This window comes from Haloferax profundi, assembly GCF_001469865.1.
GTDB lineage: Archaea > Halobacteriota > Halobacteria > Halobacteriales > Haloferacaceae > Haloferax > Haloferax profundi.
Window position 1 is genome coordinate 1 of the sequence record NZ_LOPV01000368.1, and the last position, 19,585, is coordinate 19,585.

The following is a 19,585-nucleotide window of genomic DNA, read 5'->3' on the forward strand; positions in this document are numbered from 1 at the left end:
ACGCGGTCACGTCGTCTTGGTGGACGCTCTCGGTCACGGTGTGAAGGTAGCGCGTCGGCATCGAGATTGCGCCGACGGGCTTGGCACCGTAGGTGTTCTGGAAGCCACCGGTGTCCGTGCCGCCGGCGGGGAGCAGTTCCATCTGGTAGGCGATGTCGTTCTCCTCGGCCACGTCGCGGAGGCGACGGTGCACCTTCGGGTTCGCGATGGCGCTGGAGTCCTTCAGTTTGATGCCCGCGCCCTCACCGAGTCGCGTCACGTAGTCCGCGGGTTCGAAGCCGGGCACGTCGTTGGCGACGGTGGTGTCGAGGCCGAGGGCGAGGTCGGGGTCGAGGTCGACGCCGAGTGCCTGCGCACCGCGGAGGCCGACTTCTTCCTGCACGGTCGCCGCGAAGTGGATGGTGACTTCGGGATTCTCGATGCGCTCGGCCGCTTCGAGCATGGCGAACAGACAGACGCGGTCGTCGATGGCCTTGCCCGTGACGTGGTCGCCCATCGCGACTGTCGTCTGTTCCATCGTCACGAGGTCGCCGACAGAGACCGTCTCTTCGACCGTCTCCGACGGGAGTCCGAGGTCGACGTACACGTCTTCGACCTTCGGGTCTTTCTGCTTCTGCTCCTCGGTGAGCGTGTGCGGCGGGACAGACCCGATGACGCCGGTCAAGTCCTCGTCTTCGGTGTGGACGGTGACGCGTTGGGCCTTCAGGACGCGCGGGTCCCACCCGCCGAGGGCGTCGAGTTGGAGGAAGCCATCGTCGTTGATGTGCCGGACCATGAAGCCAATCTCGTCCATGTGGGCGGCGACGGCGACTTCGTAGTCGCTCTCGCCTTCGATGGTGCCGACGACGTTGCCCATCGCGTCGACGCGGACGGTGTCTGTCGTCGCTTCGAGGTCCTCACGGACGAGGGCTCGAATTCGGTCTTCGTACCCGGGAACACCGCTCGTCTCTGTGAGTTGCTTCAGACGGTCGAAGTCGAAGTCCATGATTCTGCATGAATTGCCGTTGTAGATAAGTCCATCACTCCCGGACGACGCGGCCGGGATTCGGGGACGATGTGGGGGGCACCGAGGTCCGTCTGTGCGAAACTCACCACAAGTTCACGGTTGTTCCGGAACGTTTTTCCACGTCTCTACGTACTTTCAGGGTATGTCCGACGTCGAATCTCAACTCCGCGAACAGTTCATGGATGCCTTCTCTGGTGCGAGTTTCCCCGTCAAGAACCAGATGTCTCTCGTCCCCGCGCTTCCGAACGGCCCGGGCACGAAGTTCGAGGCTGACGGTGTGACCATCACCGCGATGGAACTCGCCGCTAAACTCGGCAAGCACCAGGACTTCCCGTACGACGACGCCGAGAGCCTCGTCGACGACATCATCGAGGGCCTCAAGGCCGAAGATATGATTTAAACTCGGCGCGACGCCGTTCCTCGATACCGTATTTTTCTCCGCCTGAGCGACTGCTCGAGCGGCCCGTCCTCACACACTGCCGCCGCTCCGACTCTCGGACTTTTGACACCCCAACCGATTTCTCACCACCGCGCCAACATTCGTGGTATGCGAACGTACGACATCGAGCGCTACCTCCACATCAGAAGCGCCTACGGCGCCTCCTTCGCCCCAGACGGGGAGCGACTCTCGTTCCTCATGGACACGACAGGCGTCCCGCAGGTCTGGACCGTCGACGGGTCTGGCGTCTGGCCCGAACAACGAACCTTCTACGACGAACGCGTCACGTTCGCTTCGTGGTCGCCGGAGAATCCCGAACTCGTCTTCGGGATGGACAAAGGTGGCAACGAGCGCGAACAGTTGTTCCGCCTCGAACCCGACACGGGCGTCATCCAGAACCTGACCGAACACCCCGATGCCAAACACCGCTGGGGTGGGTGGAGCCACGACGGGGAGCGATTCGCGTTCACGTCGAACCGACGGGACAACGCCGTCTTCGACGTGTACGTACAGGACCGCGACGGGACGGGGATGGACGCGACGCTCGTCCACGAGGGTGACGGGTGGTTGACGCTCGGCGGGTGGTCGCCCGACGACACGAAACTCATCGTCCAGGAGGCGTACTCGAACTTCGACCAGGACGTGTACGTCCTCGACCTGATATCGAAGGAACTGACGCATCTCACCCCCCACGACGGAACCGTCCGATTCCAGAGTCCAGAGTGGGGCCCGGACGGCGAGAACATCTACATGGTGACCGACCGTGAGAGCGACACGCTCGAACTCGTTCGCTACGACCTCGACGCCGAGACGTTCACGCTCGTCGAATCCGGTGGCGACTACGAAGTCGAAGGCGTCAGCATCGACCACGAGACGCGGCGACTCGTCTACGCGCGCAACGTCGAAGGCTACACGGAACTGACGTTCGGCGAGTTGAAGTCCCCTGACGAAATCGACGCGTTCCACGAACCGGACCTCCCGAAAGGGGTCGCCGGTGGCGTCTCGTTCTCACCGGACGGCGAGCGGGCGGCAATCACGGTCACTGCGAGCGCCGACACCGCCAACGTCTACGTGGTCGACCTGACGAGCGGCGAGGCGGATCGGTGGACTCACGCGGCCACGGCGGGGATTCCGCGGGATACGTTCGTCCCGCCGGAACTCGTCCACTACCCGACGTTCGACGGGCGCGACATTCCGGCGTTCTTCACGCTCCCCGAGGAGTCACCCGAGGGGGAGACGCCGGTCATCGTCGATATCCACGGCGGCCCCGAGGCCCAGCGCAGACCGTCGTTCTCGGCGGTGAAACAGTACTTCCTCTCACGGGGCTACGCCTACTTCGAACCGAACGTCCGCGGGTCCGCAGGCTACGGGAAGGCGTACGGTCACCTCGACGACGTGGAGAAACGGATGGATTCGGTCGCAGACATCGAAGCGGCGGTGGAGTGGCTCCACGACCACCCGGCGGTGGACACCGACAAAATCGTCGCCATGGGTGGGTCGTACGGCGGGTTCATGGTCCTCGCGTCGATGACCGAGTACCCGGACCTCTGGGCCGCCGGCATCGACATCGTCGGCATCGCCAACTTCGTCACGTTCCTCGAAAACACCGGTGACTGGCGGCGCGAACTCCGTGAGGCAGAGTACGGCTCTCTGGAAGACGACAGGGAGTTCCTCGAATCCATCTCGCCGCTCAACAATATCGAGAAGATTCGCGCACCGCTGTTCGTCCTCCACGGCGAGAACGACCCGCGCGTCCCGGTGAGCGAGGCACACCAACTCGTCGAAGAGGCGCGCAAACACGCCCACGTCCGCGAACTCATCTTCGAAGACGAGGGCCACGGCTTCTCCAAACTGGAGAACCGTATCGACGCGTACACGCAAATCGCCGACTTCCTCGACGAGTACGTCGGGAGCGCCCACGTCGAGTGACTTCGGGACGACCGAACTGACTCGGCAACGTTCCTTATCTTCCGTTAGAATCAAATCGGGTGACACCGAACCTCCGCGTATGAGCGCGGACTCTGAACAGCGAACTATCCGGTGTCTCATCGCCAAGGTGGGACTCGACGGCCACGACCGTGGGGCACACGTAATCTCTCGCGCCTTCCGCGATGCAGGATTCGAGGTCATCTACTCCGGCCTGCACCGAGCGCCTGACGAGATTATCCAGGCGACGGTCCAAGAGGACGTCGACGTACTCGGCATCTCTATCCTCTCGGGCGCACACAACACGCTCGTCCCGAAAGTGATGGCTGGCCTCGAAGAGTACGGCGCACTCGACGACACGCTGGTCATCGTCGGCGGTATCATCCCCGACGAGGACCGCCCAGGCCTCATGGAAGAGGGTGTCGACGCCATCTTCGGCCCGGGCACACCGATGGAAGAGACTATCGAGTTCGTGAAGGAAAACGCCCCCGAGCGAACGTGACGATGGGGCAGGCGGTCGAATCCGACCTCGTCGAACGACTGCTCGACGGCGAGCACCGGGCACTCGCGCGCGTCATCACGAAAATCGAGTCGCAGTCGCCGGGCTATCGCGACATCGTCTCCGAGATTCACGCGCACACGGGCCACGCCTCTGTCGTCGGCATCACCGGAAGCCCCGGTGCCGGGAAGTCGACGCTCGTGGACAAACTCGCGAAGTTCTACCGCGACCAGGGCGAGACGGTCGGCGTCATCGCCGTCGACCCGTCGTCGCCCTACACCGGCGGTGCCGTCCTCGGTGACCGAATCCGCATGGCGTCGAACGTCGGCGACATGGACGTGTTCTTCCGGTCGATGAGCGCCCGCGGTCAACTTGGCGGCCTCTCGACGGCCACCGCAGACGCCGTGAAAGCCCTCGACGCCTTCGGGAAAGACCGCATCATCATCGAGACGGTCGGCGCGGGCCAGAACGAAGTCGACGTGGTGAAGACTGCAGATACGGTCGTCGTCCTCGTCCAACCCGGCAGTGGCGACGACGTGCAGATGCTCAAAGCCGGTATCCTCGAAATCGGTGACGTGTTCGTCGTCAACAAAGCCGACATGGAGGGTGCCTCTCGCACCGTCGCCGAGTTAGAAGAGATGATTCACCTCCGTGACGACCCACGGGCGAAGCTCGATATGGGACATCACGGCGCTGAAGCGATGGGTGACCACCACGGGCACGGCGAACACACTGACGACGACCAAGACGACGAACCGGAACCCGACCCAGTCTGGACGCCGCAGGTGGTCGAAACTATCGCCACGACGGGTGAGGGAATCGACGAACTCGTCGAGACGCTCTCGGACCACTACACGTACCTCGCCGAGTCGGGCGAGTTGGACGAGAAGGCCCGACAGCGCGCAGCAGAGGAGATTCGACAACTGCTCCGAAGCGACGTGAACAGACTCCTCGAACGAGAACTCGACGACCGTGGCGGCATCGACGACTTCGCCTCGGCCGTCGTCGACAAGGAGACAGACCCCTACGCAGTCACCGAAGACGTTCTCGAACCGCTTCGTGAGTGTCTCGAAGACCGAGACGACTGACCCGACACACCGTTTTCTTCGTCGGATGACCCCGCCACCGGCGGGCGAATTAAGGTCGTCGCGCACCATTCAGATGACATGAAGTTCCGACGAGCTATCGGCCTCGCTGCTGCCGGTGTCGGCCTCGCTGCCGCCGCCAACGCTGCCCTCTCGAAACGTGTCGGCCCTCTCGAACCACCGCTCTCCGGCGACCAGCGAACCTACCGGTGGCGCGGGATGGACATCTCCTACGTCGAGGCAGGCGACGCAGACGCACCGACGTTGGTCCTCCTCCACGGCATCAACGCCGCCGGGTCGTCGGGTGAGTTCCGCGAAATCTTCGACGAACTCGCCGAAGACTACCACGTCGTCGCGCCCGACCTCCCCGGATTCGGTCTCTCCGACCGGCCGGAACTCTACTACTCACCGGCGCTCTACGAGGACTTCGTCGGCGACTTCCTCGCCGAGTACGACGACCCGGCCGTGCTCGCGTCGTCACTCACGTCTGCCTACACCGTCGCCGCCGCGTCTCGGGACGACGTATCTGTCTCTCGTCTCGTCCTCGTCTGCCCGACTGCTCGCGGTGGCCCGGAACCGAAAGAGTGGCTTCGCGAACTCGTCCGCGCCCCCGTCGTCGGTGAGGCACTCTTCAACGTCGTCGCGTCCCGGCCGTCGATTCAGTACTTCAACGACGACCACGGGTACTACGACGCCTCGAAGGCGGGCGACGACTGGGAAGATTACGAGTGGCGGACGGCGCACCAACCGGGTGCACGGTTCGCGCCCGCGTCGTTCATCTCTGGATACCTCAACTCGGATATCGACCTCGCGGCGGCGCTCTCAGACCTCGGCGTCTCGACGACGCTCGTCTGGGGACGCGAGAGCGATATCACGCCACTGAAAGACGGTCGTGAACTCGCCGAAGCGGCCGACTGCACGCTCGTCGTCTTCGACGACGCGATGCTCCTTCCGCACGTCGAGTTCCCGAACGCCTTCGTCGAGACAGTCCGAGACGCGCTCGCGTAACCATGTTCGGAGGAGCGCTCGACGCGATGTCGCTCTTCCTCTACGGCGCCATCGCGCTTCTCTCGGCCGGGTTTTGGCTGTGGGCCGTCGGGTCGTACGTCTATGGGTGGTCCTCACCGGGTGAGGCCATCGACCGACACGAAAAGTAGACGACGTCGCCGAGTCACCGGCGTCACCGCGTCGTGACGTGGTTATTCGTCGGCCGGTCGGAACACGAGTACCTGCTCGCCAGTCGTCGCGTTCACGTCCACGTCGGGGCTGACTTTCATCCCGAGTTCGACGTCCGAGCGCGGCACGTCGCGGACGACACCCGTGAGCCTCACTGGGCCGAACGACGCAATAGCCGTCACGTACGGTGCCTCGTCGGCGAAACTCGGTGCGGGGACGTGCACTTCGGTGAAGGTGACGATTTCTCCCGTCTCAGCGAGTGATTCTTCGGTCAGTTCGTCAGACGCGCAGTGCGGACAGGAGCGCCGGGGCGGGAGCGACCCGTGGCCGTCGGGGCACGCGAGGTAGTATCCTTCTCCGTCGCGAGACTGCGTCTCGCGGGCCGCCGAACCTTGTTCGGCGACGTCGGCGATGGCGGCCAACCAGTCGTCGTAGCCTGCGTCTGCCATCAGTTCATCACCTCCAGCACGTGGACGACGGCACTCGCGACGGTCCCACCCGCGTTGTGGGTGACGCCGACACGGGCGTCCGGCACGGCGTCACTGTTCGCGTGGTCGCCGCGGAGGAGTTTCGTCATCTCGACGACTTGCGCAGTCCCAGTCGCGCCGACAGGGTGTCCCTTCGCTTTCAGTCCTCCAGAGAGGTTGACGGGGAGGTCACCGTCGCTGGTCGTCTCGCCGCGTGCAGCAGCGCCGATGCCTTCGCCGGGTTCGTAGAAGCCGAGCGATTCGAGCGCCAGCACTTCGGCGATGGTGAAGCAGTCGTGGACTTCCGCTACGTCGACGTCGTCGGGAGAGATGGCGGCGTCCGCGTAGGCCATCTCTGCGGCTTTCGTCGCCGCCGGCGTCTGGGCGAGATATTCGCGGTCCTGTAGTGCGGCCTTGTCGCCGCCCTGTCCGGACCCGGCGACCCGAACCGGGGCGTCGAGGCCGTTCTCGTCGGCGTAGTCGCCGCTGACGAGGACGACGGCGCTCGCACCGTCGGTGATTGGACAGGCGTCGTAGAGCGTGAGTGGGTCGGCTACGACGGGGCTCTCGAGGGCGTCTTCGACCGTAATCTCACGGTGGAACTGGGCGTACTCGTTCGTCATCGCGTTGGCGTGGTTCTTCACCGCGATGTGGGCGAGGTCCTCGTTGTCGCCGCCGAACTCGTCGAAGTAGGCGCGGGCCATGAGGGCGTACGCTCCGGGGAACGTGACGCCGGCGCGGACTTCGAACAACTCGTCTGCCGCGATTGCGAGCGAGCGCGTCACCTCGGAGGTTCCGAGATTGTTCATCCGCTCCATGCCGCCGACGAGGACGACGTCGGCACCGCCGCCACGAATCGTCTGGACGGCCTGCCGGAAGGCGACACCCGCGGACGCACACGCAGACTCGTATCGGGTCGCTGGACAGTCGAGGCCCGCAGCCTCGGCGACCACTGGGCCTTGGTGGCCCTGTCCCTCGGCGAGTTCGCCCATGAAGTTCCCGTAGTGAACCTCGTCGTAGTCCTCACGAGAGATTCCTGCTTCGTCGCGGGCGGCGAGCGCTGCCTCGGCGAACAGGTCGCGGCCCGTGCGCTCGGGGTACCTGCCGAACGTGGTCAGTCCGACCCCGGCGATTCGTACGTCATTCATGGATAAAAGTACGTGATAGATGCCCCTTGAACCTGCCGTTCACACGTAAACGTGTGCCGCGAGAATTGCGCCGGCAGTCAGTTCCGAGGACGCGGTCATCGGAATAATTACCCTCGGTCCGCGTGACTGCTGTGTATGACAGACTGGATTGGCGATACCTTCACGAGTGAGGTTGGCTGGACCCACCTCGAGACGCTCGTCGACATCGGCAACCGAATGGCAGGGTCGCCGGGCGAACGCGAGGCGATGGAAGCGACGCGCGACGCCCTCGAATCCGTCGGCGCGCGCGACGCCCGCATCGACCCCTTCGAGATTCAAGGCTGGGAACGCGGCGACAGCGCTATCGCCGCGCACAACACGAGACAAGAGTGCATCGCCCTCCCCCGCAGTCCCGCCGGGGCCGCCTCCGGTGAACTCGTGGACCTCGGGTGCGGTCTCCCCGAAGACTTCGACCGCGACCTCTCGGGGAAAGTCGTCGTCGTCTCCTCGACAGTCCCGGACCACTACGACCGGTTCATCCACCGCCGTGAGAAGTACTACTACGCCGTGGAGTCCGGCGCAGCAGGGTTCATCTTCGCGAACCACGTCCCCGGCCAACTCCCGCCGACGGGGAGTGTCGGAACCGCCGAGGCACCAATCGGTGACATCCCCGCTGTCGGTGTGAGCAAGGAAGTCGGTGCCCGTCTCGGCCGCCGGTTCGAGGGTGAAGAAGTCACGGTCGAAGTCTCCTGTGAGACCCCGGATGCCGACAGCGGCAACGTCCACGCAGAACTTGGCCCCGACACGGACGAGGAAGTACTGGTGACGAGTCACCTCGACGCGCACGACATCGCCGAGGGCGCCATGGACAACGGCGCGGGCACCGCGATGGTGGTCGAACTCGCACGCGCGCTTGCCGCCCGCGAAGACGAACTGGAGACGCGCGTCCGATTCGTCTGCTTCGGCGCAGAAGAGGTCGGTCTCGTCGGGTCCGAACACGAAGCGGAGCGTCTGGGCGCAGACCGAGCGAACGTCAAAGCCATCGTCAACAACGACGGCGTCGTCGCTGGACGAACGCTCCGTCTGCACACGCACGGGTTCGACGAACTCGACGACGCCGCGAAGACTGTCGCCGACCGCTTCGACCACGACATCTCGACGATTCCCGAGCAACTCCCGCACAGCGACCACTGGCCGTTCGTCGCGTACGGCGTCCCGGCGTACATGGTCGGCAGCGAGAAGGAAGGGCGTGGTCGCGGATGGGGCCACACCCACGCCGACACCATCGAGAAACTCGAATCACGGACGCTCCGCGAACAAGCCATCTTGCTGACCGAACTGACGGTCGAACTCGCGCGCGCCGACCGCGAGATTCCGCACGCAGACCCGACGGACATCGCGGCGGCACTCGAAGCCGAAGACCAGGCCGAGGGCATGAAAGTCACTGGCGACTGGCCGTTCTGAGGCCGACACGAGAGACGTTCGACTCCTCGTTCGGTCACCCGGTCGGACCGAACCACGAGGGCTTTTATTCGGGGAAGCGTAGCACGGGACGATGCTTTGGTGCCCCGTCGGAGGTGGACGACGCTGAGATTCGCAGTCGTCGGTGACGAGTCGGTCGGCACCACGATTCGCCAAGCCGGCGCAGACGTCGTCTCGGCGGTCGAATCAGCCGACGCCGTCGTCGCCGTCGGTGAATCGGCGCTCGTAGACACCGCCCTCGACGAATCGATAGACTGTCCAGTCGTGCCCGTAGATTGCGCGATGCCGTGGTCTACGCCTCACCGGACCCTCGACGACGCCGTCGCGTCGATACTCGCGGGTGACCGACACGTCGTCGACCACCCGATTCTCTCCATCTCCGTCGCCGGCGACCACGCAGGGCGCGCACTCTTCGATACGATGCTCGCCACGAGCGAACCCGCGCACATCTCGGAGTACGGCGTCGCACACGCTCGACAAGGGTCCGCGATTCGGTCCGACGCCGACCTGCTGGACGACGACACCTGGCTTCCTGTCGACGGGTTCCGCGCAGACGGTGTCGTCGTCGCGACGCCGCTCGGAAGCACCGGATACGCTCGCGCGGCAGGTGGGCCGGTCGTCGGTCCGGACGCCGGCGCTGCCATCGTCCCGGTGTCACCGTACGCGACCCAGACCGACACGTGGGTCTTCCAACCACCACTCCGACTCACAGTCGAACGCGACGACGCACCCGTCTCGCTCGTCGTCGACGACGGTGTCGTCCGCGACGTGCCGCCGTTCGAACCCGTCGTCGTCACCGTCGACGGGTCGGCGAAACTCCTGTTGGAGTGAGTCGGCCGACTCGATACTGCTGTTCGTGAATTACTGCCGCTCCCGCTCGAAACAGTCCCAACTCTGTCGGGACGCGCACCAGTCGAGAGTGCGACGCTCTGACTGATGGCTCTCGGTCAGGTGTGTCCGGGACGACACCGTGTCGCGTCCCTCGTGAGGCTCCCGAAACGGTTTCGGGGTGATACAGAGATGCGGCGTCGGTCTGACCGTCTCAGATGACGGCGTTCCAGACGTCCGCGACGAGGAAGAAGAGGCTCTGGTACGCGGCGTACAGGAGCACGAGAACCGACGCGGTGAGGCCGCCGTTCGGCCGGTCGAGCGGACGGTCGTTCCGCGCTTCGACGTTACGTGCCTCGAACTCGAAGAAGTCGGTCAGGAACATCCCGACGACGAGGACGGTCATGACCATCCCACCGTGCGGTTCGACGAGCAGGTAGAGGAACGACACCAACACGAGGCCACCGGACGTGAAGCTGTGAGGCAGGAAGCGCGAGAGTTCGTCCGCGCCGTCGTTTGCCTGCTTCACGTGCGAGCGGTGCGCGAGGAAGCGCGTCGCGAAGTTCGCCAACACGAGTGCGAGTATCGCAAAGGGGATGACCGGTTCGACCGCCGCCAACTGGTCGAGTGGGACGAGGAACTGGAGTGGGTGCATACAGGAACCTGGGAGGGATACTCATTAGAGTTTTTCCAATCTGACGCGGCGTCGGTCGGTGGTGGCGGCCGCTATCGTGCGGGGCTTTTTAACTGGTCGTCCGCGAGACGAGAAGAGAGAACGCGCTCGGGTCTTACCTTACTGCGCGTTGCGCCGTTCTTGGAGCGCGGACATGATCTGGTGGCCCGCCGGGATGAGGACCCAGAAGGTGAGCGCACCCAGGAGCGCGAACCAGAGGAACGCGTCCATCAGGGTGACGCCGATGATGTTGAAGATTCCCTCGGTCGCACCCGACGACAGTGGCTCGATGAGCTGCTTCGTGCTCTCGAAGCTGCTCGTCCGGTACCACGACGCGAGCACCATCCACGCGAGACCGGAACCGGTCAGGATGCCCAGCCCCTTGATGAATTCGTCAGCCATTGTTCGAATCTTCGCCGGAGTCCTCTTGAGACTTTCCCATTCCGCGAGCGCGGAACCTTGTCCCGAGTGTGTACACGACGGCACCGAACGCGATGGTCGTCAGGCCGACGATGGCCAACACCGTACTCAGGAGTCCATCTGCCACGCCGACGCCGACGACGGCGAGGATATTCGAGAGAACCGCACGCAGGGCGCTCACCTGCAGTGTCGCGGCGTCGAGGAAGACGAACCCGAGGACGACACTGACGACTGCGATGAGCGTCGAGAAGACGGTAATCGTCTTGTAGAGGCGCATGGGGACGACGATGTCGCGGCGGCCACGCCGGCCACGTCTCGACTCGCCGGGGTCGCCAGCACCACTGGTCGCGTCGCTATCTGTCATTGCCTACGATAAGAAGGGACGATTGGTAGTGGTTCCGCTCTACTTCGGCGGACGGAGCCGGTAGTAGCGGCGGTTGAGGTTGTACATGTAGCCTTCGCTCATCGTCTTGAGCACCGCGTAGGTGACGGTTCCGAAGACGATGGGGAGCAGGAACGTCAGGTCGAACAGCAGATCGACGTTCATCGGCATGAGGTTCTTGACTGCCAGCAGCGAGATGGTCATCGCGAAGACGACGCCCGCGACACCGACTGCCGCCCAGAACGGTTGCTCGACGGGGCGTCGCGCAGACCCCTTGTTGAGGAAGGGGACGATGGCGATGAAGCCGACGACCACACCGTTCGCGAGCACACCGTACGTACGGTCGGCCATTATCTTCTGGCCGCCGAGGATGGCGAGCTCGGGGTTCAGCGGGTTCAGCTTGAGCAGGCCGAACGACCAGTAGAGGTACCAGTCAGGCAGGATAATCGCCGGCGTACTCGATGGATTCGCCGGCGGGCCGATGTGTGGCGGCATCGTCGCCGAGAGGAACAGAATCATCCCGACGAAGAACGATGCGATAGAGAGGTTCCGAACGGTCTCGTGGGGCCACGTCGGGAACGCGAGCACGTCACGCTCGACGTAATCAGACTCCGTCCGGAGGTCTTGGTCTTCACGACGGGCACGTTCGAAGTACTCGTAGGTGAGCCGGGATAGCCCCGTCTTGCGAGCTTTGCGCTCGCTCCACGTGGGCGTCTCGTTGTCCGGGGCCACGATGCCCGTGCCGTCGGTGCGAATCTCCTCGTTTTCGGGTTCGTTGTCGCTCATGTTTGTCACCTCAGTGCGGCTCCGCGATGCCCTGCACCCACACGATACCGATGTGAATCGCGATGAGTGTCGTCACGACGAACGGGAGCAGGAACACGTGGATGATGTACATGCGCTGGAGCGTCGCCTGACTCAGCGTGAAGCCGCCGAACAGGAGCTGTGCCACCCACTCACCGGCGAGGGGCACGGACAGCGACATCTCGACGCCGATCTGACCGGCCCAGAAGGCGAGCTGGTCCCACGGGAGCAGGTATCCCGTGTACCCGAACACCATCGTCAGGCTGATCAGGACGATGCCGAGGAGCCAGTTCAGCTCGCGGGGTTCCTTGTACGACCCCGTGAAGTAGACACGGAGCATGTGCAAGAACACTGCCGCGACCATGACCTGTGCCGCCCAGCGGTGGACGGACCGGAGCATGAAGCCGAACTGCAGGTCGCGCATGATGAACTCGATACTGTTGTACGCAGTCGTCGGGTCGCCAGTCGTCGCAGGGGAGTAGTAGAACCCGAGGAGGGCACCACTAATCGCCGCGACGACGTACGCGAGCGTCGAGAACAACCCAAGCGTGTACAGGGGGTACCAGTACCAGAACTTGTTGTCGAGGTTGTATTGCTCGGTGTGGCTCTTCGGCATCTGGAGGTTCACTCGGTAGTAGAGCGTCTCCAGAAGCTCGAGGTAGTCGACGATGCGGAGTCGCTTATCCAGCCAGATGAGGGTGGTGAGGAAGGTGGCCTCGATAGGTGTGAGGTCCTTCTTCTTCATCCAGGCTTTGTGGTCGTGTTCTTCTTTGCGTTCGAGACTCATGGTTTATCGCTTGTAGTAGGGGTACACCGCGCGCTTGACCTGTTCCCACGCGCCGTCACCGAGCGTGACACCGTCGACGTCCTCCTCGCGGACGTAGAGGTCTTCCCACTTGCGACGCCGTTTCTTGACGATCATGACGTCTGGGAGGAACTCCTTGCGGTACAGTGCGAGGATGAACGCGAGGTCCACGAAGATGACGGCGAGGATGCCACCGAGGAACATGTTACCCGTGTCCGTCAGGCCCCACCCGGAGACGAATCCGTAGGTGAAGAGGAACACGAACACGATTTCGATAATCGTCAAGAGGACGATTGCGATGGCCGCCGCAGTGCTCTCGCGTGCCGGTTCGTATCGGTGAATATCGCCGTATGTGCTGCCGGTCGAGGACATTATTCGCCACCTCCAGTGTTACCCGTATTGGGGGACTCGCCGTACTTCAAGATGAAGAACGTGTAGATGACGGTGACGATGATACCGAGGATGGTCGCCGCGCCGACCCAGTGTGCCTGAATCGGAACGCCGAGTTCCTCGAGTTCCTTCTCGCCGCCGCCGCCACCGACTTCGACTGTCGCCACGTCGCCGCCGACCGCGACTGCGCCGAGCATACCGAGCGCCTTGTGGGGCTCACAGAAGTACTTGTTAATGCCCGCGTCGCCCTCTTCGAAGGTGTACTCGTAGGTCGTACCGGCTTCGGCGACAGCAGCGCCGGAGTCGAGACCCGCTGGTCCCTCTTCCATCTTGACGTTGTGTCCGCCACCTTCACCAGTCCATTCCCACGTCACAGTCGTGCCGGGGTCGACCCAGATGCCGGCCGGGGCGAACGCCAGATTGCCACCGTTGCCGGCGGCACCAACTTCGACTGTCACTTCGCTCTGGCCGCGGAGGTCTTCGTAGCCTCCGTCGACGCCGTCGAGCCAACCGCCGAAGTCAGGTTGAACCTGCGCGCCACCGCCGCCTTCTTGCGCTGCGGCGGCGGTCCCGGCGGCAGCGGTCGCGGCGGCTGTCGCGCCGCCGGCCGTTCGGAGAAACTCCCGCCTTTTCATACGGTCGTTGGTCAGGATGGGATGCGCTTAAACCCACCGACTATGCCCTCACGGAGGGGGATTAGCGCCGTCCGACGAGGGGAGTTACGAGCCCTCAGAACTGAGGGGTTCACCGTCTGGCCCCTCGACCAACGGTTGGGCGTCTACGTCGCCGTCGAACGACGGGACGAACGACGGTCGTTCGCCATCTTCGACGCCAATCGCACGGAGTCGTTCGCGGTACTCTTCGGACCGGAAGCGGTCCGAGAGACGAGCGTTCGCCACCGTGACGAACAGAAAGAGGCCGATGAGGAGGAAGACCACACCGACGACTGGCGCGACGATAGACTCGACTGCCGGGACGATAACCCACGCGCCGATGAGTGCGAGGCCACCGAGTAACTGGCCGAACGCGACGATTTGGAGCATCCGGTTGCCGAAGTCACCAGTTCCCTGTACGACTTCGTCGGGGCCGGGGAGGCGGACGTTCGCCGGTGCCTGATTCACCTCGAAGTCGTCCATCGAACAGAGGGCGACGGTTGGTTTCACGTCCCGAAGGACGGTTCCCTCGCCTTCGACACTCCCGTCCGGGTAGACGACGGCGTACCCTTCGTCTGAGTACGCGAGGATACGTGGTTCACCGTCTTCGGTGACGCGTTCGAGGATAGCGAACACTTCGCGGATTGCGACTCGGTATCGGAGTTCCTCTTCGACACGGTCGAGGAGTTCTTCGCCGACGACCCACGAGTCCGGGTCGAAGGCTGCTTCCCACTCTTCGACGCTCATCTTCGCCATGTCCGCCGGGCCGAAGTTTTCGAAGTCGTACTTCTCTTCGACCTCCCGGCGAAGGGCTTCGAGTTCGTCCTCGGACACCGCATCGTCGGCACCCGCGTCCGGCGACGCTCGGTCGTCGGCCGGTGCGGAAGACGAATCTGCCATCGGCGGAAGTAGGACCTTGGGCGGTAAACGTGTTGCGACCCCGCGTCGTGTACGAGAAGCCGTTTTGACCGCGTACCGACCCGGTATACTGGGGTCGGTCTCCGTCGTCAGTGGTCTGGCGCTCGAATGGTCGTTCGTGCATCGATTCCTTTAGGCCGACCGCGTGCTAACGCCGGGCGATGGCAGACGAGACGACCTTCGCCACGCTCGCCGCGGTCACCGTCACGGCCAGTCTTCCGTTTTACCTCTACGGGGCGTGGATAATGATCGACGCCGAGACGGTGTCGTGGGAGGTTCTCGTGTACCACCTGAAGGTCATCTTCCCGGGCCTCGTGTTGAACACGGTCCCGGTCGTCACGTGGATGATGCCGCGACTGCTCCAGCAGTTGAACGGCCTGAGCGCACTCCACGCGATTCTCGGGCTACAGGCGTACGCGATGCTCGTGTTCGCGCTCACCGGCATCGTTCGTATCTTCCAAGCGAAGTGGGAAGCAGACCTCTACCGCAACCCGGACCAGGATGTCTCACTCGACGACCTTCACGAGAACATGAGTGCGTGGCGTGGTCGCCTCCGAATCGGCGTCTTCGGATACGTCATCTTCTGGTTCCTCGCGTGGGTGCTCGGAATCTACCGATACGTCACCGGGTACCTGTTCGTCTGACACGTCACGGGAGACCTGTTCGTCTGAGGGCTCTGCTTGACTGTCTTACCACTCGTCGCCGCTGGCGAGGTCCACGTCGTGGTCGAGTTTCGACGATGGACAGATGTCTTCGAGCACGCACGCGTCGCAGTCGGGGTTGCGCGCGTCGCAGACGGCGCGGCCGTGACTGATGAACAGGTGGGTAAACTGCTGCCAGTCCGTCTCGGGGACGACGGGCATCAGGTCCTCTTCGATTCGTTCGGGGTACTCTTCTTCTGTCAGGCCGAGTCGCCGCGAGAGTCGCTGAACGTGCGTGTCGACGACGATGCCTTCGACGATGTCGTGGCCATGTTGGAGGACGACGTTCGCAGTCTTTCGGCCGACACCTGCGAGGTCGGTCAGTTCTGACATCGTGTCCGGGACTTCTCCGTCGTGCTTTTCGATGATGTCCGCGCACGCGCTACGGATGTACTTCGCCTTGTTGTTGTAGTAGGTGATGGAGTTGATGTCCTCGGCCAACTCCTCTTGGTCGGCGTTCGCGTAGTCCTCGGCAGAGTCGTACTTCGCGAACAACTCGGCCGTGACTTTGTTGACGCGTTCGTCGGTACACTGCGCAGAGAGCATGACCGCGATGAGGAGTTCGAGACGGGTCGAGTAGGAGAGCGAGATGGTCGTATCGGGGTACTCCTCGTAGAGTCGGTCGAGGACCTCCTCGGCTTGCGCCGGTCGCGTGTCGAGTGGCGTGCCCATACGTCTGGGTGCGACCCAGTCGGTTTCAGTCGTTCGGGTTGCGGCGAACGAGTTCGACTGTTCGTCCTGTCGTCCATCGGTCCGACGCGACAGCGCAGACCAACGATTTATCATCTACGACCGTGAGCAGTCCAGTATGTCTACTCTCGAACTCCCCGGCCGACGTGAAGCGTGGGTGACCGCCGCCGCGACGCTCACTGGATACGGTATCATCCTCGGTGCGATGTTCGTCGCCCTGTTCGTCCTGCCGTACCTCGCAGTCGCGGCGTAGTCACTCGGAACGCGGTCTCCGAAAAAGAACGAATTTCGAACGCGAATCGCCGAGTTAGGCGAACGCGCGCGAGACGTCGTCTGCGGTCTCTGCTTCTTGCTGAATCTTCTCCCACGCGTCGACGAAGTCCTGCATGAATATCTCCGTGCGGTCGTCGCGAATGGCGAACATCCCGGCCTCGGTACAGATGGCCTTGATGTCGGCACCGGACGCCTCTTCGGCGAGTTCGGCGAGTTCCTCGAAGTCCACGTCGTCGGAGACGTTCATCTTCCGCGTGTGAATCTTGAAGATAATCTCGCGGCCGTCCTCGTTCGGCTTGGGCACCTCGATGAGGCGGTCGAACCGGCCGGGCCGGAGAATCGCGGGGTCGAGCATGTCGAAGCGGTTCGTGGCCGCGATGAGGCGGATGTTCCCGCGTTCGTCGAACCCGTCCATCTCCGCGAGGAGTTGCATCATCGTCCGCTGGACCTCGGCGTCGCCGGAGGTCTTCGAGTCCGTCCGCTTGGACGCGATGGCGTCGATTTCGTCGATGAAGATGACGGCGGGTTCGTTCTCGCGCGCAACCTCGAAGAGGTCGCGGACGAGTTTCGCGCCCTCACCGATGAACTTGTGCACCAGTTCGGACCCGGCCATCTTGATGAACGAGGCGTTCGTCTGGTTGGCGACGGCCTTCGCGAGCATCGTCTTCCCGGTTCCCGGCGGGCCGTACAGGAGCACGCCTGCCGGCGGGTCGATACCCACTTTCTCGAACATCTCGGGGCGGTCGAGGGGCATCTCGACCGTCTCGCGGACTTCTTGCATCTGCTCTTCGAGCCCACCGATGTCCTCGTAGGTTACATCGGGGCTGTGCTCGACTTGCATGACGCGTGCCCGGACGTCCGTCTCCTTGTCGAGTCGCTTAACGATAGACAGAGAGTTGTTCACAGCGACGCGCGCGTCAGGTTCTAACTCCTCGCGCATCTCGTCAGTCACCTCGGTGAGGGCCTCTTGGTTGTTACCATGCTGCTTGATGATGACCCCCTCGTCGGTGATTTCCTGAACCGTCGCAACGAAGAGCGGCGACTGCTTGAGCTTCTTGTTTTCGTGCGTCAGACGCTCGAGCTTCTGTTGGTACTTGTTGTTCTCAGCGTTAGCATCGAGGAGTTTGTCGCGCATCTCCTCGTTTTGCGTTTCGAGAACTTCGAGCCGCTCTTGAAGGGCGGTGATCTTCTCCTGCTGCGACGCCGTATCCTTGTCGTACGGAAGGTCGACGTCGTCCACAGTGTCGGTCATCAGGCGGGATAGGGCACAGGCTCATAAGAGGCTTCGGGTGTGTGAGGGATTCGCCGGGTATGAGGCGTCTCTCCACTGAGATGACGAGTCTGACGTGTGTCACACATATTCCTGAAAGTAATAAAATTGGATAGCAAATATTATCTAATAGCATTCCCTGAACTCAGATACGATGAGCACCACGGAAGCGGTCGAGCGAGAGTCCGAACCACAAGCCGAAGATAGATGGGCCGCAGTGCGCGACATGCCCCCGAGCGCGAAGTTAGTCGCCAAGATACTCGACTACGAGGACACGCTCACGCAGAGCGAAATCGCCGAAGAGTCGCTCCTCCCGCCGCGGACGGTTCGGTACGCACTCTCGCGACTCGAAGACGAAGGCGCAGTCGACTCCCGATTTTCCTTCTCTGACGCGCGCAAGCGTCTCTACACGCTCAACATTTAACTACGAAGACGGGGCCACCCGGGTGTATGCCCGGTACCGACCTCGACCCCGGACCTGACCCTGCCGCCGTCGGCCGCGCACTCGCGGCCCTCGCCGACCCCGACGAGTCTTCGGACCAACACGCCTTCGTAGACGTCATCGCCGACGCCAGCGACGCGTTCTCCGATATTACGACCGCCGCGCGCTTTCTCGACGCAGGCGGAGAAGTGCGACTTCGACGTGCCGTCGGTGCCGCCACCCGTGAAGACCATCATAGCGCGCGCGAAGGCCACAGGTTGCTCCGTGACCTGACCCGACTCCGCGCGTCGCTCGACGCACTCGACACCAAACTCGACGGTTCGGAACTGCCCCCGAGACTCGACGGTTCGACACCGCCTTCGAGTCCCGAGTCGCCTGCGCTACGCGACGGCGACCACTTTCACTCCGGTCGCACAACCGTTTTCAGCGGTGGTGGCGAATCACCGGACAGATGACACGGGTGATACACACCGGCGACACCCATATCGGGTACCAGCAGTACCATTCGCCGGAGCGCCGTCAGGACTTCCTCGACGCCTTCGAACAGGTCGTCGCGGACGCCATCTCGGAGGAGGTGGACGCCGTCGTCCACGCGGGCGACCTCTACCACGACCGACGCCCCGAACTTCCGGACCTCCTCGGGACGCTCGCCGCGCTCCGCCGCCTCGACGATGCGGGGATTCCCTTCCTCGCCATCGTCGGGAACCACGAATCGACGCGCGGAGGGCAGTGGTTGGACCTCTTCGAGCGTCTCGGTCTCGCGACGCGCCTCGGGAGCGACCCCTACGTCCTCGGTGACGTGGCCTTCTACGGACTCGACCACGTCCCGCGTTCCCGCCGCGACGAACTCGATTATCAGTACACGCCACACGACCAGTCGCACGCCGCACTCGTGGCACACGGTCTCTTCACGCCCTTCGCGCACGCCGACTGGGAGACCGAGACCATCCTCGACGCGTCGAACGTCGACTTCGACGCGATGCTCCTCGGTGACAACCACGTCCCGGACCAGGTGACCCTCGACGGGACGTGGGTGACCTATTGCGGGTCCACCGAGCGCGCAAGCGCGAGCGAACGCGACCCACGCGGGTACAATCTCGTCACGTTCGGCGCTGACGAAGTAGACATC

At 63.4% G+C, this 19,585-nt stretch carries 26 protein-coding genes; 13 read left to right on the top strand and 13 right to left on the bottom strand.

What is annotated here, in order from left to right:
- Positions 1–985, bottom strand: a 985-nt coding sequence (locus AUR66_RS13175) for a M42 family metallopeptidase (protein ID WP_058572780.1), incomplete at its 3' end; no start/stop codon positions are given.
- Between the two features lie 163 nt (positions 986–1,148).
- Between AUR66_RS13175 and AUR66_RS13180 the strand changes: the two genes are divergently transcribed.
- The 6 genes from AUR66_RS13180 (at position 1,149) to AUR66_RS22095 (ending at position 6,112) form a co-directional block, all read left to right on the top strand.
- Positions 1,149–1,406: an MTH865 family protein gene (locus tag AUR66_RS13180; RefSeq protein ID WP_058572781.1), complete on the top strand. Its 258-nt coding sequence runs from the start codon at positions 1,149–1,151 to the stop codon at positions 1,404–1,406.
- Positions 1,407–1,553: 147 nt separating this feature from the next.
- The gene (locus tag AUR66_RS13185; RefSeq protein WP_058572782.1) at positions 1,554–3,374 is read left to right on the top strand and encodes a S9 family peptidase; all 1,821 of its coding nucleotides are present in this window, start codon (positions 1,554–1,556) and stop codon (positions 3,372–3,374) included.
- Between the two features lie 79 nt (positions 3,375–3,453).
- Positions 3,454–3,873 (top strand): cobalamin B12-binding domain-containing protein, encoded by a 420-nt coding sequence (locus AUR66_RS13190; RefSeq protein ID WP_058572783.1) that lies wholly within the window; start codon positions 3,454–3,456, stop codon positions 3,871–3,873.
- Positions 3,874–3,875: 2 nt separating this feature from the next.
- Positions 3,876–4,958: a methylmalonyl Co-A mutase-associated GTPase MeaB gene (gene meaB, locus AUR66_RS13195; RefSeq protein WP_058572784.1), complete on the top strand. Its 1,083-nt coding sequence runs from the start codon at positions 3,876–3,878 to the stop codon at positions 4,956–4,958.
- Positions 4,959–5,036: 78 nt separating this feature from the next.
- Positions 5,037–5,963, top strand: coding sequence for an alpha/beta fold hydrolase (locus AUR66_RS13200; protein ID WP_058572785.1), 927 nt, complete (start codon positions 5,037–5,039; stop codon positions 5,961–5,963).
- 2 nt (positions 5,964–5,965) lie between these two features.
- Positions 5,966–6,112, top strand: a complete 147-nt coding sequence (locus tag AUR66_RS22095; RefSeq protein WP_197409786.1) for a hypothetical protein — start codon at positions 5,966–5,968, stop codon at positions 6,110–6,112.
- A gap of 42 nt (positions 6,113–6,154) precedes the next feature.
- On the opposite strand, the gene AUR66_RS13205 is transcribed toward AUR66_RS22095, so the two are convergent.
- Both AUR66_RS13205 and AUR66_RS13210 read right to left on the bottom strand, forming a co-directional pair.
- Positions 6,155–6,580, bottom strand: coding sequence for a Zn-ribbon domain-containing OB-fold protein (locus AUR66_RS13205; RefSeq protein WP_058572786.1), 426 nt, complete (start codon positions 6,578–6,580; stop codon positions 6,155–6,157).
- Positions 6,580–7,746: a thiolase domain-containing protein gene (locus AUR66_RS13210; protein WP_058572787.1), complete on the bottom strand. Its 1,167-nt coding sequence runs from the start codon at positions 7,744–7,746 to the stop codon at positions 6,580–6,582. The genes AUR66_RS13205 and AUR66_RS13210 overlap by 1 nt, the downstream gene beginning before the upstream one ends.
- A 135-nt stretch (positions 7,747–7,881) precedes the next feature.
- Here AUR66_RS13210 and AUR66_RS13215 point away from each other — a divergent pair, with 135 nt between their 5' ends.
- Positions 7,882–9,189, top strand: coding sequence for a M28 family peptidase (locus tag AUR66_RS13215; protein WP_058572788.1), 1,308 nt, complete (start codon positions 7,882–7,884; stop codon positions 9,187–9,189).
- 123 nt (positions 9,190–9,312) lie between these two features.
- Positions 9,313–10,038 carry an NAD(+)/NADH kinase gene (locus tag AUR66_RS13220; RefSeq protein ID WP_058572800.1) on the top strand — a complete coding sequence of 242 codons (726 nt, stop codon included), beginning with the start codon at positions 9,313–9,315 and terminating at the stop codon, positions 10,036–10,038.
- 211 nt (positions 10,039–10,249) lie between these two features.
- On the opposite strand, the gene AUR66_RS13225 is transcribed toward AUR66_RS13220, so the two are convergent.
- From AUR66_RS13225 to AUR66_RS13260, 8 genes are all read right to left on the bottom strand, one after another.
- Positions 10,250–10,690 (bottom strand): DUF7313 family protein, encoded by a 441-nt coding sequence (locus AUR66_RS13225; RefSeq protein WP_058572789.1) that lies wholly within the window; start codon positions 10,688–10,690, stop codon positions 10,250–10,252.
- A gap of 138 nt (positions 10,691–10,828) precedes the next feature.
- Positions 10,829–11,110, bottom strand: coding sequence for a DUF7314 family protein (locus AUR66_RS13230; RefSeq protein ID WP_058572790.1), 282 nt, complete (start codon positions 11,108–11,110; stop codon positions 10,829–10,831).
- On the bottom strand, positions 11,103–11,492 hold the full coding sequence (locus AUR66_RS13235) for a DUF7315 family membrane protein (RefSeq protein ID WP_058572791.1): 390 nt from the start codon (positions 11,490–11,492) through the stop codon (positions 11,103–11,105). Before AUR66_RS13235 ends, AUR66_RS13230 begins: the two co-directional genes overlap by 8 nt.
- Positions 11,493–11,531: 39 nt before the next feature.
- Entirely contained in the window at positions 11,532–12,296 is a 765-nt protein-coding gene (locus tag AUR66_RS13240) for a cytochrome bc complex cytochrome b subunit (RefSeq protein ID WP_058572801.1), read from the bottom strand.
- A gap of 10 nt (positions 12,297–12,306) precedes the next feature.
- Positions 12,307–13,101, bottom strand: a complete 795-nt coding sequence (locus AUR66_RS13245) for a cytochrome b (RefSeq protein ID WP_058572792.1) — start codon at positions 13,099–13,101, stop codon at positions 12,307–12,309.
- A gap of 3 nt (positions 13,102–13,104) precedes the next feature.
- Positions 13,105–13,491 carry a DUF7318 family protein gene (locus AUR66_RS13250; RefSeq protein WP_058572793.1) on the bottom strand — a complete coding sequence of 129 codons (387 nt, stop codon included), beginning with the start codon at positions 13,489–13,491 and terminating at the stop codon, positions 13,105–13,107.
- Complete coding sequence (locus tag AUR66_RS13255) at positions 13,491–14,144, bottom strand: halocyanin domain-containing protein (RefSeq protein ID WP_058572794.1); 654 nt, start codon at positions 14,142–14,144, stop codon at positions 13,491–13,493. The genes AUR66_RS13250 and AUR66_RS13255 overlap by 1 nt, the downstream gene beginning before the upstream one ends.
- Before the next feature lie 84 nt (positions 14,145–14,228).
- The gene (locus tag AUR66_RS13260; protein ID WP_058572795.1) at positions 14,229–15,062 is read right to left on the bottom strand and encodes a DUF7319 domain-containing protein; all 834 of its coding nucleotides are present in this window, start codon (positions 15,060–15,062) and stop codon (positions 14,229–14,231) included.
- Positions 15,063–15,241: 179 nt separating this feature from the next.
- On the opposite strand from AUR66_RS13260, the gene AUR66_RS13265 reads away from it, so the two are divergent.
- Positions 15,242–15,724, top strand: coding sequence for a DUF7321 family protein (locus AUR66_RS13265; RefSeq protein ID WP_058572796.1), 483 nt, complete (start codon positions 15,242–15,244; stop codon positions 15,722–15,724).
- 45 nt (positions 15,725–15,769) lie between these two features.
- Here the strand turns inward: AUR66_RS13265 and nth are convergent, their stop codons facing one another.
- Complete coding sequence (gene nth, locus AUR66_RS13270) at positions 15,770–16,453, bottom strand: endonuclease III (RefSeq protein ID WP_058572802.1); 684 nt, start codon at positions 16,451–16,453, stop codon at positions 15,770–15,772.
- 136 nt (positions 16,454–16,589) lie between these two features.
- Between nth and AUR66_RS23090 the strand changes: the two genes are divergently transcribed.
- On the top strand, positions 16,590–16,724 hold the full coding sequence (locus tag AUR66_RS23090) for a hypothetical protein (RefSeq protein ID WP_269432591.1): 135 nt from the start codon (positions 16,590–16,592) through the stop codon (positions 16,722–16,724).
- Positions 16,725–16,778: 54 nt separating this feature from the next.
- On the opposite strand, the gene pan1 is transcribed toward AUR66_RS23090, so the two are convergent.
- Positions 16,779–17,996, bottom strand: a complete 1,218-nt coding sequence (pan1, locus tag AUR66_RS13275) for a proteasome-activating nucleotidase Pan1 (protein ID WP_058572797.1) — start codon at positions 17,994–17,996, stop codon at positions 16,779–16,781.
- Positions 17,997–18,168: 172 nt separating this feature from the next.
- Here pan1 and AUR66_RS13280 point away from each other — a divergent pair, with 172 nt between their 5' ends.
- From AUR66_RS13280 to AUR66_RS13290, 3 genes are all read left to right on the top strand, one after another.
- A complete protein-coding gene (locus AUR66_RS13280) occupies positions 18,169–18,438 on the top strand; it encodes a helix-turn-helix domain-containing protein (protein ID WP_058572798.1) in 270 nt (89 codons plus the stop codon).
- A 26-nt stretch (positions 18,439–18,464) separates the two neighbouring features.
- Complete coding sequence (locus AUR66_RS13285; RefSeq protein ID WP_058572799.1) at positions 18,465–18,911, top strand: hypothetical protein; 447 nt, start codon at positions 18,465–18,467, stop codon at positions 18,909–18,911.
- Positions 18,908–19,585: metallophosphoesterase family protein (locus tag AUR66_RS13290; RefSeq protein WP_197409787.1), on the top strand; the 678-nt coding region annotated here is incomplete at its 3' end. The genes AUR66_RS13285 and AUR66_RS13290, both read left to right, overlap by 4 nt.

Excerpts from the sequence above, each read along its gene's own strand:
- AUR66_RS23090 (WP_269432591.1), top strand. The coding sequence starts at position 16,590 with ATGTCTACTCTCGAACTCCCCGGCCGACGTGAAGCGTGGGTGACCGCC.
- meaB (WP_058572784.1), top strand. The coding sequence starts at position 3,876 with ATGGGGCAGGCGGTCGAATCCGACCTCGTCGAACGACTGCTCGACGGC.
- AUR66_RS13280 (WP_058572798.1), top strand. The coding sequence starts at position 18,169 with ATGAGCACCACGGAAGCGGTCGAGCGAGAGTCCGAACCACAAGCCGAA.
- AUR66_RS13190 (WP_058572783.1), top strand. The coding sequence starts at position 3,454 with ATGAGCGCGGACTCTGAACAGCGAACTATCCGGTGTCTCATCGCCAAG.
- AUR66_RS13210 (WP_058572787.1), bottom strand. The coding sequence starts at position 7,746 with ATGAATGACGTACGAATCGCCGGGGTCGGACTGACCACGTTCGGCAGG.
- AUR66_RS13265 (WP_058572796.1), top strand. The coding sequence starts at position 15,242 with ATGGCAGACGAGACGACCTTCGCCACGCTCGCCGCGGTCACCGTCACG.
- AUR66_RS13215 (WP_058572788.1), top strand. The coding sequence starts at position 7,882 with ATGACAGACTGGATTGGCGATACCTTCACGAGTGAGGTTGGCTGGACC.
- AUR66_RS13285 (WP_058572799.1), top strand. The coding sequence starts at position 18,465 with ATGCCCGGTACCGACCTCGACCCCGGACCTGACCCTGCCGCCGTCGGC.
- AUR66_RS13240 (WP_058572801.1), bottom strand. The coding sequence starts at position 12,296 with ATGAGCGACAACGAACCCGAAAACGAGGAGATTCGCACCGACGGCACG.
- AUR66_RS13250 (WP_058572793.1), bottom strand. The coding sequence starts at position 13,491 with ATGTCCTCGACCGGCAGCACATACGGCGATATTCACCGATACGAACCG.
- AUR66_RS13200 (WP_058572785.1), top strand. The coding sequence starts at position 5,037 with ATGAAGTTCCGACGAGCTATCGGCCTCGCTGCTGCCGGTGTCGGCCTC.
- AUR66_RS13185 (WP_058572782.1), top strand. The coding sequence starts at position 1,554 with ATGCGAACGTACGACATCGAGCGCTACCTCCACATCAGAAGCGCCTAC.
- AUR66_RS13180 (WP_058572781.1), top strand. The coding sequence starts at position 1,149 with ATGTCCGACGTCGAATCTCAACTCCGCGAACAGTTCATGGATGCCTTC.
- AUR66_RS13235 (WP_058572791.1), bottom strand. The coding sequence starts at position 11,492 with ATGACAGATAGCGACGCGACCAGTGGTGCTGGCGACCCCGGCGAGTCG.
- AUR66_RS13260 (WP_058572795.1), bottom strand. The coding sequence starts at position 15,062 with ATGGCAGATTCGTCTTCCGCACCGGCCGACGACCGAGCGTCGCCGGAC.
- pan1 (WP_058572797.1), bottom strand. The coding sequence starts at position 17,996 with ATGACCGACACTGTGGACGACGTCGACCTTCCGTACGACAAGGATACG.
- AUR66_RS13230 (WP_058572790.1), bottom strand. The coding sequence starts at position 11,110 with ATGGCTGACGAATTCATCAAGGGGCTGGGCATCCTGACCGGTTCCGGT.
- AUR66_RS13255 (WP_058572794.1), bottom strand. The coding sequence starts at position 14,144 with ATGAAAAGGCGGGAGTTTCTCCGAACGGCCGGCGGCGCGACAGCCGCC.
- nth (WP_058572802.1), bottom strand. The coding sequence starts at position 16,453 with ATGGGCACGCCACTCGACACGCGACCGGCGCAAGCCGAGGAGGTCCTC.
- AUR66_RS13205 (WP_058572786.1), bottom strand. The coding sequence starts at position 6,580 with ATGGCAGACGCAGGCTACGACGACTGGTTGGCCGCCATCGCCGACGTC.
- AUR66_RS13225 (WP_058572789.1), bottom strand. The coding sequence starts at position 10,690 with ATGCACCCACTCCAGTTCCTCGTCCCACTCGACCAGTTGGCGGCGGTC.
- AUR66_RS13245 (WP_058572792.1), bottom strand. The coding sequence starts at position 13,101 with ATGAGTCTCGAACGCAAAGAAGAACACGACCACAAAGCCTGGATGAAG.
- AUR66_RS22095 (WP_197409786.1), top strand. The coding sequence starts at position 5,966 with ATGTTCGGAGGAGCGCTCGACGCGATGTCGCTCTTCCTCTACGGCGCC.